Raw genomic sequence first — 13567 nt, 5'->3', positions numbered from 1 at the left:
CTCAGGTGGCGGCACGTCTGATGCTGATAAAGGCTTTTAAAGCAGGGGAAAGTGGCACATCTTTTCTGTAGACCAAAATCGTTGTCATAAGGCCCAACTCCTTTGGCAGAGGGAATGTTTTTAGCTTTCTATTGCCATAGAACGTACTTATGATTTCTTCTGGCATAACACTAAATCCGATCCCGGATTCAATGAAATTTACAACGCCTTCAATGGAGTTCATTACTGTTTTATGATATTGGGCAATACCTTTGCTTACAAGCCAGGAGTCAAGTTTAGCTCTAAATACGCAGCCTTGATCGAAAACTATTGTTTTAAGCGGATTTTTTTTAAGTAGCATATCCAGGTTTTCACAATCTGCCGGAGCAACAATTACGACCTGTTCATCCTTTATTTTAATTTGTTCCAGCTCAGGAACGTCCAGAGGAGCAGGGATAAATGCTGCATCCAGTTTATAATTCAACACATCACTGATTAAGCTGGCTCTCATCGCGGATCTAAAATCCAGGTCAACAAAAGGGAATTTAGAGGCCAGTTCATTAACAAGTTCAGGCCCTTTCAGGGTCATCATGGTTTCCAGGAATCCAATTTTAATCTGGCCCTTTACGATGTCACTTTTACCAAGCGACCTTTTTGCCTCATCCAAAATATGGTTGATTTGCTTGGCATAGCGAATAAGTTTTTCGCCTTCCGGAGTTAATTCCACCTTGCGGTTGTTTCTGGTAAAAAGCAATGCGCCAAACTCCTCTTCCAGATTTTTTATACGGGTAGTTACATTTGATTGAACTGTGAACATGGCCTCGGCAGCCTTTGTAAAACTGCCATGGTGCGCAACTGCTTCAAATAAATTAAGATCATTGGTGTTCATAAATCTTTAATTGAGATACATGTAATCATTATAAATCATTTTGAATGATTAAATATCAGGTTTACTTTTGAATAAAAAAAATGAAAAAATTAAAGATAGCCTTCACGATCATCCTGACTGGCTTATTAGGGAGCACACAAATTATGGCACAATCAACGACAGTTAAAACAAGTCCTGCTTTAGAAGTTGGGGCTGTACATCACCGCAAAGTAAATGTAAACGGACTTGGCGTATTTTATAGAGAGTCAGGTCCAGAGGGAGCACCTACCCTATTATTATTGCATGGTTACCCAACATCATCACATATGTTCCGCAATCTGATACCGATGTTAAACGAAAAATATCACGTTATAGCCCCTGATCTTCCTGGATTTGGAAATACGGATTTGCCAGACCGTACAACTTATGCCTATACTTTTGAAAATCTGGCCAAAACAATGCAAGGTTTTATAGATGAATTAGGTTTAAAAAGGTTTGCAATTTATGTATTCGACTATGGTGCGCCAACCGGATTTCGTCTGGCACTTGCGAATCCAGAGAAAATTACGGGAATTATTTCGCAGAATGGCAACGCCTATGTAGAAGGATTGAGTACGGGATGGAATCCAATTCAGAAATATTGGGAAAATAACACCCAGGAAAATAGAGATGCGCTAAGGTCTTTCTATAGCAAGGAGGGAACAGAATTCCAGTATTTTACTGGTGTTACCGATTCATCGCTTGTAGCCCCCGAAGCTTACATTTTGGATCAGCATTTTCTAGATAGACCAGAATCTGCAGAAATTCAGCTTGACCTGTTGAAAGACTATAAAACAAATGTTGATCTGTATCCATCGTTTCAAAAGTATTTTAGAACCTATAAACCAAAATTGCTTGCTGTGTGGGGAAATAAAGATCCATTTTTTCTTCCAGCCGGTGCTGAGGCCTATAAAAAAGATATTCCTAACGCAACAGTAAATTTTTATGATACTGGCCACTTTGCTTTAGAAACCCATGTAAAGGAGATAGGAAATGAAATACTGAACTTTCTCTCCACCCTTCCGAAATAATATTTTCAGCTGTAATACTGCCTGAATGTGAAGTCTTTGTACGTAGAGTTGGCAGGTTGAAAAGGATGGTCACCTGTAATTTAATCAGGGTGGTAGAGCGTCTTGAGTAATCGGAATTAAACTGATCAAAGCAAGCCCGGCATAAGCCGAGCTTTTCTAAATAACAAATAAATCAAATGAACTAATGGAAATTAAAAACCCAGTACCACCGTTTAACTACGATTCCGCGATGACGAAAGTGATGCTTGCAGAGCGCGCATGGAACAGCCGCAACCCTGAAGTAGTATGCATGGCTTATACCCTTAATACAGAATGGCGCAATCGGTCGGAATTTATCTCGGGCCGTGAAGAAGTCAAAGTATTTTTAGCAAACAAATGGGAGAAAGAACTTGACTACAAGCTTAAAAAAGAGCTTTGGGCATTTACTGACAACCGTATAGCAGTGCGCTTTGAATATGAATGGCATGACCATCAGGGGCAATGGTTCCGCAGCTTTGGGAATGAGCTTTGGGAATTTGATAAATGCGGACTAATGGAGAAACGGTTCGCAAGCATCAATGATCTGGCCATTGATGAAAAAGATAGAATTCTGTAAAATTTGCCAAAAGGCCCACCTTCATCATCAGGCGGGCTTTAAATGTTCTATTCGTTCGGTAGTTATCGTTTAGTAAAAGTCCCAGTTACCCTATGTTTGGTATTGTTGCTGTAGGTGCTTCTATAGCCCTCCAATTTCCCATCCGATAACAGCCAAAGGGTATATACATTGTTGGTTACATCCTTTTTATATGCAGCTATATTTTTAAATAACTCATAGGTCTTGTTCGGCAGAGGTAAATTAATTGAAGCTTCACTGTACTGGGTATCAGTGAATTTCAAACTAGCAACAGAAATCACTAAACTTCCTTCAGATTTCCATCCACCAGAGTAGGTATTTCCATTTAGCGGATTGTCGGTAGTTTTTTTTATCAGTTTATAGGATCTTCCCGCTACATTTTCTGTTGCTGATGTGATCATATTGTTTTCGATCTTCAGTTCATTTTTTAGTCCTGGACCATAATATAATTTCAAGACACCGTTGTCATAGCTATAGGTAAAACCATCGTCGGGAATAATCCCGAGCTCAGCAAATATGATGCACTTTCCCTGAGCTTCGAAAGTCCTCAGTTGAATATCGGTTACCCACCCACTACTATTTGCATTTCTTGTTACTAAAACATATTGTTTAATATCAAAAGGTTCTTCTGCCGGCTCCGGCGTAACGTTATCCTTTTTGCATGCCATAAAGCTTACAAGCAATAATAGAAGCGAAGTTATTCTCAATGTTTTCATATCGGTTTTTTTATTAAATAGCTATTTCATTAGCTCCTTTGGTTCTTTGACTTTGCAGGCACTGGTTTTTCATATTGATGTATTTGTATCTTGAATTGATTTGAATTGTTACAGTTGCAAATGCTCAATCAAACTTAGTAACCTTCTTGCTGGAATTTTAAGACAATGATTGAAGGAAGGACTGTAATGAGTGAAGGATATGAAAGGTTGAGCGAAGCGCATCGCTTATATTTGAACGGACATCTGAACACAATTTACCGACTTCAGCATACTTCGGAAGAAATCATATTAGCCACCTTTGTACCATTAGCAAGAACTAACATGATGGACGTAATATTAATCACCGGTGCATCCGGGGGAATTGGAGAAGCTATTGTAAACCAGCTGGCACAAAGAAAGCATAACCTGTTACTGGTTGCCCGCAATGCGCAGAAACTTAAAGAACAGTGCATAAAACTTGAAAAAGATTTTGGGATCAGTGCTGGCTTTATCGCCGCTGACCTATCAAAAATTGATATGGCTCAACAGGTATTTGATGAAACACAAAACCGCGGGTTGAATGTGACTATGCTGGTCAATAATGCCGGCATCGGTTCTGGTGGAGAGTTTTCAACCCTTAGTTTAAAATCAGAGTTGGATTTAATCCAGTTGAACGTCTCATCGCTGGTGTCGCTTACGCATCTGTTCCTACCCCAAATGCAAAAGCGGAAGAACGGTACCATTGTGAACGTCGCTTCTATGGCCGCTTTTATACCCATCCCCTACATGGCTATTTATGCTGCCAGTAAAGCATTTGTGCGGTCATTTACTCAAGCCATCACACAAGAGTGTGCTCCCTATAATATACAGGTAACACTATTTTGCCCTGGTTTGACAAAAACTAACTTCAATAGTGCGGCAGGGATTGACAATGAGATCGGCAAGGGGCTCAGTTCAGATTATCAAAATGCACCGACACAAACACCCGAAGAGGTAGCGGCTGAGGTAATGAAGGCTTTGGATAAAAACAAGCAGGTTGCAGTGTCAGGAACGATGAACCGGATGGCCGCAGCCCTTGTCGCGCTTATACCAAATCCTGTAATCACGCGAATGTTCGCCAGGTCATACCGCAAAAAGATAAAGGTTAATGCGTAAATTTGATTACCAACTCCACATGATATGAGCGATCAAATCCCCACCATCCATTTTGATACCATTTCGAAATTGCATCATGGCATCGGAATTGCAAAACCGAGGCATCCGCTTTTCAGTATCTTCCGCTTTGAAGACTTCCCTGTGTTTAAAAACGAACAAAGGGTTAGGCTGATGTCCGATTTTTACCAGATCACCTTGAAAAAAGAGTGTCCCTGCAAAATTCAGTACGGACATACCATTTTTGACTTTGATGAAGGAGTCATTTCGTGCTTTTCGCCTAAACAGATCTATATCATAGACGAGGATTTTAAACCAGCGACATCAGGATGGCAGTTATCGATTCATCCCGATTTTTTAAGAACTCATCCATTAGGACAAAAGATCAGTAAACTTGGCTTTTTCGATTACGAGATAACCGAAGCATTGATACTTTCGGACGATGAACAAAGATCTATTGAAAGCATTTTTGAACAGATAGAACGTGAATACCACTTACCGATAGACAATTTCAGCCAGGACGTGATTATTGCCCATCTTGATGTGTTGCTGTCCTATTGTAACCGATACTACAACAGGCAGTTCAATACCAGAAAAATTAATCACAGCCAAATGCTGAATAGAATCGAATACTTGCTGAATAGTTGGTTCGAAGTCAACAATGCCAGGGGATTGCCAACTGCTGCTTACCTGGCCAGAGAACTAAACTTATCATCCAAGTATTTGAGTGACTGCCTTAAACAGCTCACCGGCCAGACAACACAGCAAATCATCCATAATAAGCTAATAGAACAGGCGAAAGTCATCCTAACCACAACAGAACTTTCTATAAGTGAAATCGCGTACCAATTGGGGTTTGAATATTCGCAATCATTCAGCAATTTATTCAAAAAGAAAACCGCTCAGACACCTGTAGAATACAGAGCTACATTTAATTAGTCTTATCGGGCAAATGCTTCTGTATCGATTGATTTAGACGATTACGATAAGGTTTCAATAAGCGCTGCCTCGAACACAGCTCTATTCTTTTCGCCCCATTGCTCCAAATCTTTTATGATCGGTAACAGACTAATTCCCAGAGGGGTCAGCTGATATTCAACTTTAGGGATTTTAGTATCGAAAGACAATTTATCTACAAATCCATGTTGTACCAATTCATCCAATTGCTTGTTCATTACCCGCCTGTCCACAGCTATTTTCTTTTGCAATGCTCCTGGTCTTTTTATTTGCTCTGAAATATAGTAGATCAGCATCAGCTTCCACTTGCCATTTAAAAGTTCCTTAAATATGTGCAGGCCGCATTCAGTTCTAATAGGGATTTTCTTTTTGTACATCGCTTGGTCAATCAACTGTCATAGCAAATACGCACAACTTTGTGCGTACTTGCTATGGGGTAAGTAATGAAATAATTTTGGTTCAAATTATAAAAAGACAATGATCAAATTTACATTTTTAGTACAAAAACTACCCGGCATGAGCCTTGATGAATTTGTGGATTACCACAAAAATAAACATGCTCCCTTATTCTGTTCCATCCCTGAAACAGAACTTTATGTTAGAAAATATGTAGTTAACCACCCTATCGTTGCTGAAGGTTTTCCTAAGCCCATATACGACGCTGTCGTGGAAATCTCTTTTGACTCGTTTGAGGATTTCAACACCTTCTTCAGTTCAGAAAACTATTTAACAAAAGTTCATCCCGATGAACCGAATTTCTTTGATACCTCCAACTATATTGCGATGGCAAACAATGAAACAGTCGTTAAAGCTGGTGCATAACTAATAACTTAATCAATAATATCCATCTAACTCAAGAGTTAGATGGGTATTATTGAATCATATTGATCCATTCAGCTAAATGACCAAGGAATTGGTTAAGGGGCTGTACACCAGAAAGTACTGCTTCTTAGATCAGACGGCCCCATGGGGAATGTAGATGGTTGGGCCAGCGATATCTCAAACCAAATTGCTTTAACCGCTGTTATTTCCTAAAATTGAAAAATGAGCACAATCATCGGTATAGACAAATTGACCCAGCAGATCTCCGCAGAAGACATCAGCAAAATGAACAAGGGAGCGGAAAGACACCTAAGAGAGTCTAGCATCACTTTCACGATAAAATATGCTGATGAACATGTCATAGAGATTGAATGCAGGCAGGAAGAAAACAAATCAGGAAACTATGCGACCGAAGCTACACTGATTAAAAGGACTCAGGAGCTTTTTACGAAGTTTCTGCCTCAATCCGAGCTGGTCATCCTGCCAGTAACCTTTCGCCCGTCACCAGCCAGCGCAGTTACTCCAGCGTGGCTGGATCAAAAAATGAATGAAAAAGGAATCAGGATCAAGCAAATTGCCTTTGATACCGGAATAAACAGAGAAAGCATCTCCGACTGGGTGACAGGAAAACGTAACATGAGCCAGATCGTCAAAGCCATGTTCTATTACTACTTGTCAAACACATAATTTACTTTGGTTACAATTTGGTACCCACATCGGCTAGCATACTCTTTACACCTTTGGTTTTACGAATAATTTTTTAAATTCCCATATAGGAAAATTTTTAGTACCCGAGAATTTAGTGGGTTTATGAGAATCTTGGGGAAAAGCAAATTTCAGGCAGGATCAAACTAGTCGACTTTTGGAAACTTTAATATCTTTAAGTCCTACATCAGTGAAACTTATTAAATAATGAGGGAATAGTGATATTTTACATCTACCCTAATTATAATGCCTTCATAGATTGAATTTGCTCCCATAGCATTTAGCATCAGTGAATAGTCCAAGTAAAGCCGTGAATTGTTAACTAATCGCCTACTTATATCAGTGACCTTTGTAATGGTTTAAAAATACATGGTAATCATGTAAATCAAAAAAGATTAAGACCAGACAATATGGAAACAGATAAAAAAAACATGAAAACTACAGTTGCAATTATAGGGGCAGGTGTATCGGGGTTAACGCTCGCTACTTTCCTACAAAAATCAGGAATACCTTGCATTGTGCTAGAAAGACGTGATCGTGCATACATTGAAATGCGGCAGCGTGCCGGCGTTGTTGATGCCCGTGCGGTTCGCATGTTCGAGCAATGGGAATTGGCAGACAAGCTTCTTGCAGGCCCTGTCGCGGGCACAATAAATTACCGCCTAAACGGCTCAGATCGTATTTTCGAACTTGCCGGAGATGACGGAAGCGGGAGCCGTTTTTGTACTCAGCAAATGCTTGTAGGAAACCTGATGAGGGAACTTCTTGACAACATGAACGGTGATGTTCGCTGGAATGTTAAAGATGTCGCAATCCACAACGAAGAAGGTCAACAACCACACATAAATTATACAGATGAAACCGGCACGCATGAAATTGTCTGCGACTATATCGCCGGCTGTGATGCCGACCTTGGGGTGAGCCGGGCATCTATCCCGGATGGCATTTTAACAAAGTATACCCATGAATTCGGTTATGCCTGGTTGGCTGCGCTTGTTGAAGCACCTGTTACGGGGCATCCTATTATGGGCGTAAGTAACTACGGCTGTGTTGCGCAATTACCTCGTGGCCCTTTTAAAAGTCGTTACTATCTGCAGTGTGCATTGAGCGATAATGCCCAGGATTGGCCAGACGAAAGGGTTTGGGACGAGATCCGTCTGCGGTTGAATGATCAGACTGTTCAGAATGCGGTAATCCATGATAAGTTTTTCGTTCCATTACGATCTGTAGTTCATGCGCCAATGCAATACCACAACCTATTTCTTGTAGGTGATGCCGCACATCTTGTACCACCTACAAGTGCAAAGGGAATGAACCTTGCGCTGTACGATGTAGATATTCTTTCGCAGGCACTTGTGAATGCGGTGCGCGACCATAATACTGATGGGCTTGCAAATTACTCTGACACCGTATTGCCTCACATCTGGAACTATCAGGATTTTGCGGCATGGATGACAGATATGATGCATGATGCTGGAGATCCTAACCAAAACGGAACCTTTCGACAGATGACTGCGCGCGCGCGTCTAGATAATTTATTCAGCTCTCCAACAGCAGCAAAGCTCCATAATGAATATCAACAGGGTTTAAATTAAAATCTGTACATAGTTAGGTGGACATGTGACGTGTCCACCACTTTAAGCGCTTCATAGAAGATTTATTTATTATTTATGTCGACCTTTAATGTAATGAGTAAAACTATGAAAATACCGGTTCACCGCATGGACGATTGGTTTTCAGGCGTCTATCTAAAACCTTTTGGCATCGAGCATTCAGCCGGGCAGGGGTATAAAATCTCCCAGCCCCATCGGCACGATTTCTACTATTGTGTGCTGGTAGATAAAGGAAGCATAGAAATGGAAGTTGATTTTAAAAAAGTTCGACTCATTGATCAAACCCTTTTTCTTTCCTATCCAGGTCAGATACATCAAATTAATTCAGCACGAGCGGAACAAGGCTGGTTTTTAGCCTTTGATCCATCTATGCTAGATGAACAGCTTAAAAACATCCTGGATCAATGTTTATCAGAAATTATACTTACGCCTTTATCTCCTGAGCAATCTGCTGGCCTATGCATCTTTATTGATAACCTGTTTGCCATTTATAATGACCCACACCATATGTTTCGTCAAGCCATTACCCAATCAATGGTTACTGCGCTTATCTATCAGCTCGCCTCAATCTACCTATCCATGGAACGCTTCAACCTAATTAGACATTCCGCGAGAAGTATAGAAATTACTAAAGCATTCAAACAAGCGCTACGTAATAACCTCAAAACAATCAGAAGGCCATCTGAGTTTGCGGAAAAGATGAATGTGACAACTAGCTATCTTAATGATACTGTTAAAGCAGTTACTGGTTTTTCTGTCAGCTACTATATTCAACAGGAAATGATGCGGGAAGGGCAAAGGCTATTACACTATTCCAGCCTTTCTGTCAAGGAAATAGGTAATGCACTAGGATTTGAGGATGAAAAATATTTTAATCGCCTATTTAAAAAAGTGATTGGCATTTCACCTGGAGCATTTAGGAAAAAAGCTACTAACTAATTCCAAAAATAATATTGGCTTGTTTCTCGATAAACGGTGAAAATTCACGGTTTTGTTTATCACTAAAGATCAGAAGTAAAACAGGACAATATTTACAATTAAGGCATCTGAGCTGAGTTGCCTTAATTGTAAATAATGAACCTGACTGATCACTACTTATATAAATTTATGTAAGCTGACAATTAGTGACCTTCCTGAGCATTCCATATTTATGTCATATCAGGACTTGTTTTACTTGCTTTAGCAATAACTATATTTTCTCATTTTGTTTGAAATTAAAATGGTAAGGACATGTGTACCATGACCCTGTTTCCGGCATTAGCCCTTCCACCGGCCAGGTCCTGAGCACGAACATTCTGGTAATTGGCTCCGAACGACAAACCTTTCATAGAAACTTCCAGGCCAGCCACAGCAGATAGCGAGTAACCACCAGAAACCGCCACATCATACTTTTTATTTTCTACATCCTTATCGGCAGTTTCATAAAGTACACCAATATTTGGCGCGACAGTAAGCCGATTAGCGACCCTAAATTTGTGGTAAACCAGTACATTGGAAGTGAATTTATTACCATAGCGGTACTGATATGTATTCTCGGTGTTGATTTTGTAATTGACATTTGCATTTAATCCCAAATCATTCCACCGAATATCATAAGCTGCATTGATGGTAAAATCAGTACTTGCCGTTCCCAATTGAAAATTATTGGGTGATTCCTGCACCGCCAGTCTTTCAGATGGTTCATATTTTCCAGTAGGTAATTTAATACCGCCACCTATCCATAAAGATTGCACCAATAGCCTTTCACCTAAGGTTCCGTTGTGATCGAACAACTTATAATAGCCCATCAGTGCGATATCTCCTAAGCCATTTTTTGTTCCGGAGGCATCCTGGCTTGTCCGTTCATTGAAGTTATACGGTACAAATGCAAGTACCCTGAAACGACTACCCATATTCCATCCACCCCAAATCTCTGCACTTTGATAAGTTTCATGTGCTGTTAGTGGAGTACGTTCACCGAAGGGTCCCAAATGGGTCAGCAATGTTTTATGCTGGTAGCGAAGCCCTATAAAACGTTTATTATATTCGGGCAAAATCCCCAAATAATAGCTTCCCACACCACATCCGCAAATGTCACAGGCTTTGGTTGCAGTAAGGGTAAACAGGATCAATAACAAGGTTAAAATAGTTTTTTTCATATCTATTGTTCTGATAAGAGTTTATTATTGATGAAGTCAGTATCATTGAGCGTTGCTAAAAACGCAGTTAGCTTGACTTTATCATTTTGCGTCAATGCGATTCCAATTCTATTGCCCTGTTTTAACACAGGGTCCAAGTTTGGAGTATCCTGAACTTCCGAATGGTAATGTTCCAAGACACCAGCAAGACTTAAGAACCTGCCGTCATGCATAAATGGCGCAGTATATTGCAGGTTGCGCAGTGAAGGAACTTTAAATTTGTATTTGTCAGTCTCTTTTAAGGTAGCTGCATAGAGCCCCTGATCATTGATCGGACTAATACCAAGACCATTGTTCCGGAACGACCCATCGGTAAAAAGGGGCTCAGAATGGCAGGAAGCGCATTTTTGCTTGAATAAGGTATAACCTTCCTGTTCATCAGCGGTAAATGACATCCCGGCTTCTTTACGCATGACCTTGTCATATTTCGAATTACTACTCACACACATAAGCATGAACTGAGACAGTGCTTTCATAAACTTTGCTGTGCTGATCTCCTCTGATCCGAACGCATTTTTGAACAACCCGGTATATTTTGGAAGTGCCCTTAATTTGTTGAGTACATTCTCCAGGTTTTCGTCCATCTCCTCATGTGTGGTAATGGGTACGATGGGCTGGAGATCAAGATCATACACGCCACCTCCCCACATAAAAGCTTTGTTCCATGCGAGGTTCATGATAGGTGGAGAGTTGCGTGTGCCCAAACGATCGTCAATACCATGGCTCACATCATGACCATGTTGGGTAAAGGCAGAGGATTGGATATGGCAGGAACCGCAGGTGATGGTGTTATTGCGGGACAGGCGTGGCTCATAAAACAACGCCCGGCCCAACTCAAAACCTTCTTTAGTGATCGGGTTATTTGCAAATTTATATTCCGGGTCAGGAAAATTAACGGGTTTTACAAAGCCCAGCCAGCTTTCTATTTCTTCTTTGACCGGATGGTCTTTCTTACACGCATAAATAAAAAGTCCGAAAGCAAACAATACGATCCAGTGTTTCTTATTCATGCTCATCAATTTTCTGTATGGTCATGTTTGAACATTTGAAGGAAGTTCGCCGCAATTTTAGCAGTAAAATCATCGAACATCACATTCGGTTTGTCGGCGATTTTAAACGCATTTGTCCCATTGAACACTTTCATCACATCTACAAAAAGATGGATATTGCTTTGACGGTCTTTCCTGACTTTGGCTATTCCGGCTGTTCTTAAATCAACATTGATCACCTTAATGTTATTCAAGGTAGGCGCGCTGTAGCCACCAAAAAAGCCAATATGGTATTTGAACTGCTTCTTTCCTGTCGGGTCTCCATTCACATCATCTGATATTACATTGGAGTTGCCTTCGAATTTAAAAAAGATGTAACCACTGTTCCATCCCCAGTACATTCCGCCATCTTCATGGCCGCCCCCCGCAGCAGGATCAAGTACGCCTGTTCGTTTGTCGATAGGCATGGTACTGCGCAAACTATCTACCCCTAAAGTGAAAGTCAGGTTAGTGTAATCACCCTCTGGCACTTTTACCTTTGCAAATCTTGTGGCCTTGTCGTCTCCTTTGATGAGAAAATAACTACTATCCGGGTTTACGGTATAGGTATTGCCCTCAGCTGTCGTTACCTTGATATTGCTGATAAAATACTGAAGCCTGGAAATGGTAAAAGCTTCACCTGCCAGATTTTTATACGGGCTTCCGGTATTGTTTATGGAGAGCGTCCTTTCTCCAACGATATTATCAAACTCAACCGAAAGCGGTGCCAGGTTAGTTTCCTGAAATTCAGGTGTTACATCATTGTTTTTAGCACAGGATGTCACCATCAGTAGGATACTGATTAGGGATATCACTTTTAAAATTCTTTCTATTCTTTTCATTATTTTAAAGATTAGGATTACTAATTTTTTTATTGTTTATAAAGTCATTGTCAGTTAAGCTGGCCAGAAATGCTTTAATGGCCGCTTTTTCATTTGCATTCATAGGAATGCCCACTTGTCCGCGGTTTTGAAATAGCAGGATATCTGTACTCGGGGACAGCTGTATCCCTGACTGGTAATGATCCAAGACCTCATCTATCGTCTTAAGCCTGCCATCATGCATATAAGGAGCGGTCAGCATCACGTTTCTTAAGGACGGTGTTTTGAATTTGCCGATATCCAAGGGATCGAAACTTACGCGGAACCGACCTTGAAAAACACCCTCATGTTCCTCACTAAAAGTATCATCGATGCCATTGTTATGATAACCATTATCCGTGAAGAGTTCTCCGGTATGACAGCCTTTGCATTTGGCCGCTACCAGGTTCATTCCAAGTAGTTCAATGTCACTTAGCATTATGCCTGACTCGCCTCTTCTGTACTTGTCGTATTTTGAATTCCCGGAGATGAGTGTACGCTGAAATTGCGCCAAAACCCTAACCACATTTGCAGATTTGACATCTTCACCAAACACCAATTTAAATTGCCGCAGGTATTCGGGCACCTGTTTCAGTTCATTTTCTAAAACATACAAATCCTGGTGCATTTCATCCTCGCTGGTCAGTGGCCCGAATGCCTGTGATTCCAAATTTTTAGAACCACCGTCCCAAAACAGGCCACCTTCCGCCCATGCCAGATTAAATAAAGCAGGAGCATGTCTGTCCAGCCTTTTACCGGATTCGCCAATATTGCTCAGGGGGATACCATCTGTAAATGCCAAATCCTGACGGTGACAAGAGGCACAGGAAATTCTATTGCTGCCAGACAGCCTGACATCATAGAACAGTTTTCTGCCCAGCTCAATTCCTTCCAACGTTAGCGGATTGTCGATTTCCTCCTTTACCACGGGGAAGTTTCCCGGAACCTCCAGCCTTGCAGCACGAGGTTCCAGGGTTTTATCTTCCAATGATGCCTCTTTTTTACAAGAAGCAACCGTTGACATTAAA

General features: G+C 40.8%; 15 protein-coding genes. 8 read left to right on the top strand and 7 right to left on the bottom strand.

Annotation, left to right across the window (positions count from 1 at the left end; genetic code table 11):
- Position 1: 1 nt before the first annotated feature.
- Positions 2-868 (bottom strand): LysR family transcriptional regulator, encoded by an 867-nt coding sequence (locus PBAL39_RS05480; protein ID WP_008239150.1) that lies wholly within the window; start codon positions 866-868, stop codon positions 2-4.
- A gap of 80 nt (positions 869-948) precedes the next feature.
- Here PBAL39_RS05480 and PBAL39_RS05475 point away from each other — a divergent pair, with 80 nt between their 5' ends.
- On the top strand, positions 949-1917 hold the full coding sequence (locus PBAL39_RS05475) for an alpha/beta fold hydrolase (RefSeq protein ID WP_008239142.1): 969 nt from the start codon (positions 949-951) through the stop codon (positions 1915-1917).
- 184 nt (positions 1918-2101) lie between these two features.
- The gene (locus PBAL39_RS05470; RefSeq protein WP_008239140.1) at positions 2102-2512 is read left to right on the top strand and encodes a nuclear transport factor 2 family protein; all 411 of its coding nucleotides are present in this window, start codon (positions 2102-2104) and stop codon (positions 2510-2512) included.
- Positions 2513-2574: 62 nt separating this feature from the next.
- On the opposite strand, the gene PBAL39_RS05465 is transcribed toward PBAL39_RS05470, so the two are convergent.
- On the bottom strand, positions 2575-3246 hold the full coding sequence (locus PBAL39_RS05465) for a hypothetical protein (protein WP_157273910.1): 672 nt from the start codon (positions 3244-3246) through the stop codon (positions 2575-2577).
- A gap of 165 nt (positions 3247-3411) precedes the next feature.
- Between PBAL39_RS05465 and PBAL39_RS05460 the strand changes: the two genes are divergently transcribed.
- Complete coding sequence (locus tag PBAL39_RS05460; RefSeq protein WP_008239135.1) at positions 3412-4380, top strand: SDR family oxidoreductase; 969 nt, start codon at positions 3412-3414, stop codon at positions 4378-4380.
- A gap of 24 nt (positions 4381-4404) precedes the next feature.
- On the top strand, positions 4405-5316 hold the full coding sequence (locus PBAL39_RS05455; RefSeq protein WP_008239134.1) for an AraC family transcriptional regulator: 912 nt from the start codon (positions 4405-4407) through the stop codon (positions 5314-5316).
- Between the two features lie 41 nt (positions 5317-5357).
- Here PBAL39_RS05455 and PBAL39_RS05450 read toward each other — a convergent pair whose 3' ends face one another.
- Complete coding sequence (locus PBAL39_RS05450) at positions 5358-5711, bottom strand: helix-turn-helix domain-containing protein (RefSeq protein WP_008239133.1); 354 nt, start codon at positions 5709-5711, stop codon at positions 5358-5360.
- 100 nt (positions 5712-5811) lie between these two features.
- Between PBAL39_RS05450 and PBAL39_RS05445 the strand changes: the two genes are divergently transcribed.
- The 4 genes from PBAL39_RS05445 (at position 5812) to PBAL39_RS05430 (ending at position 9413) form a co-directional block, all read left to right on the top strand.
- The gene (locus PBAL39_RS05445; RefSeq protein WP_008239132.1) at positions 5812-6156 is read left to right on the top strand and encodes an EthD domain-containing protein; all 345 of its coding nucleotides are present in this window, start codon (positions 5812-5814) and stop codon (positions 6154-6156) included.
- Between the two features lie 222 nt (positions 6157-6378).
- The gene (locus PBAL39_RS05440; RefSeq protein WP_008239131.1) at positions 6379-6843 is read left to right on the top strand and encodes a helix-turn-helix transcriptional regulator; all 465 of its coding nucleotides are present in this window, start codon (positions 6379-6381) and stop codon (positions 6841-6843) included.
- A 428-nt stretch (positions 6844-7271) separates the two neighbouring features.
- Positions 7272-8456 (top strand): 4-hydroxybenzoate 3-monooxygenase, encoded by a 1185-nt coding sequence (locus PBAL39_RS05435; protein WP_008239130.1) that lies wholly within the window; start codon positions 7272-7274, stop codon positions 8454-8456.
- 105 nt (positions 8457-8561) lie between these two features.
- Positions 8562-9413 carry an AraC family transcriptional regulator gene (locus PBAL39_RS05430; protein WP_232282901.1) on the top strand — a complete coding sequence of 284 codons (852 nt, stop codon included), beginning with the start codon at positions 8562-8564 and terminating at the stop codon, positions 9411-9413.
- A 275-nt stretch (positions 9414-9688) separates the two neighbouring features.
- On the opposite strand, the gene PBAL39_RS05425 is transcribed toward PBAL39_RS05430, so the two are convergent.
- The 4 genes from PBAL39_RS05425 to PBAL39_RS05410 are packed head-to-tail and all read right to left on the bottom strand — an operon-like array spanning position 9689 to position 13527.
- Positions 9689-10612, bottom strand: a complete 924-nt coding sequence (locus tag PBAL39_RS05425) for a transporter (RefSeq protein WP_008239128.1) — start codon at positions 10610-10612, stop codon at positions 9689-9691.
- Positions 10613-10614: 2 nt separating this feature from the next.
- Entirely contained in the window at positions 10615-11667 is a 1053-nt protein-coding gene (locus PBAL39_RS05420; RefSeq protein ID WP_008239127.1) for a cytochrome-c peroxidase, read from the bottom strand.
- A complete protein-coding gene (locus tag PBAL39_RS05415; RefSeq protein WP_008239126.1) occupies positions 11667-12521 on the bottom strand; it encodes an MbnP family protein in 855 nt (284 codons plus the stop codon). The genes PBAL39_RS05420 and PBAL39_RS05415 overlap by 1 nt, the downstream gene beginning before the upstream one ends.
- A gap of 4 nt (positions 12522-12525) precedes the next feature.
- Positions 12526-13527 (bottom strand): cytochrome-c peroxidase, encoded by a 1002-nt coding sequence (locus tag PBAL39_RS05410; RefSeq protein WP_232282900.1) that lies wholly within the window; start codon positions 13525-13527, stop codon positions 12526-12528.
- Positions 13528-13567: the final 40 nt, after the last annotated feature.

It is taken from the genome of Pedobacter sp. BAL39 (genome assembly GCF_000170795.1).
GTDB lineage: Bacteria > Bacteroidota > Bacteroidia > Sphingobacteriales > Sphingobacteriaceae > Pedobacter.
Note: the sequence above shows the minus strand (reverse complement) of the source record. Positions and strands in the feature narration are given on the sequence as shown.

Bases quoted from the DNA above. Each gene is read 5' to 3' on its own strand.
- PBAL39_RS05475 (WP_008239142.1), top strand. From the start codon at position 949: ATGAAAAAATTAAAGATAGCCTTCACGATCATCCTGACTGGCTTATTA.
- PBAL39_RS05445 (WP_008239132.1), top strand. From the start codon at position 5,812: ATGATCAAATTTACATTTTTAGTACAAAAACTACCCGGCATGAGCCTT.
- PBAL39_RS05420 (WP_008239127.1), bottom strand. From the start codon at position 11,667: ATGAGCATGAATAAGAAACACTGGATCGTATTGTTTGCTTTCGGACTT.
- PBAL39_RS05465 (WP_157273910.1), bottom strand. From the start codon at position 3,246: ATGAAAACATTGAGAATAACTTCGCTTCTATTATTGCTTGTAAGCTTT.
- PBAL39_RS05415 (WP_008239126.1), bottom strand. From the start codon at position 12,521: ATGAAAAGAATAGAAAGAATTTTAAAAGTGATATCCCTAATCAGTATC.
- PBAL39_RS05480 (WP_008239150.1), bottom strand. From the start codon at position 868: ATGAACACCAATGATCTTAATTTATTTGAAGCAGTTGCGCACCATGGC.
- PBAL39_RS05470 (WP_008239140.1), top strand. From the start codon at position 2,102: ATGGAAATTAAAAACCCAGTACCACCGTTTAACTACGATTCCGCGATG.
- PBAL39_RS05430 (WP_232282901.1), top strand. From the start codon at position 8,562: ATGAAAATACCGGTTCACCGCATGGACGATTGGTTTTCAGGCGTCTAT.
- PBAL39_RS05460 (WP_008239135.1), top strand. From the start codon at position 3,412: ATGATTGAAGGAAGGACTGTAATGAGTGAAGGATATGAAAGGTTGAGC.
- PBAL39_RS05455 (WP_008239134.1), top strand. From the start codon at position 4,405: ATGAGCGATCAAATCCCCACCATCCATTTTGATACCATTTCGAAATTG.
- PBAL39_RS05440 (WP_008239131.1), top strand. From the start codon at position 6,379: ATGAGCACAATCATCGGTATAGACAAATTGACCCAGCAGATCTCCGCA.
- PBAL39_RS05435 (WP_008239130.1), top strand. From the start codon at position 7,272: ATGGAAACAGATAAAAAAAACATGAAAACTACAGTTGCAATTATAGGG.
- PBAL39_RS05425 (WP_008239128.1), bottom strand. From the start codon at position 10,612: ATGAAAAAAACTATTTTAACCTTGTTATTGATCCTGTTTACCCTTACT.
- PBAL39_RS05450 (WP_008239133.1), bottom strand. From the start codon at position 5,711: ATGTACAAAAAGAAAATCCCTATTAGAACTGAATGCGGCCTGCACATA.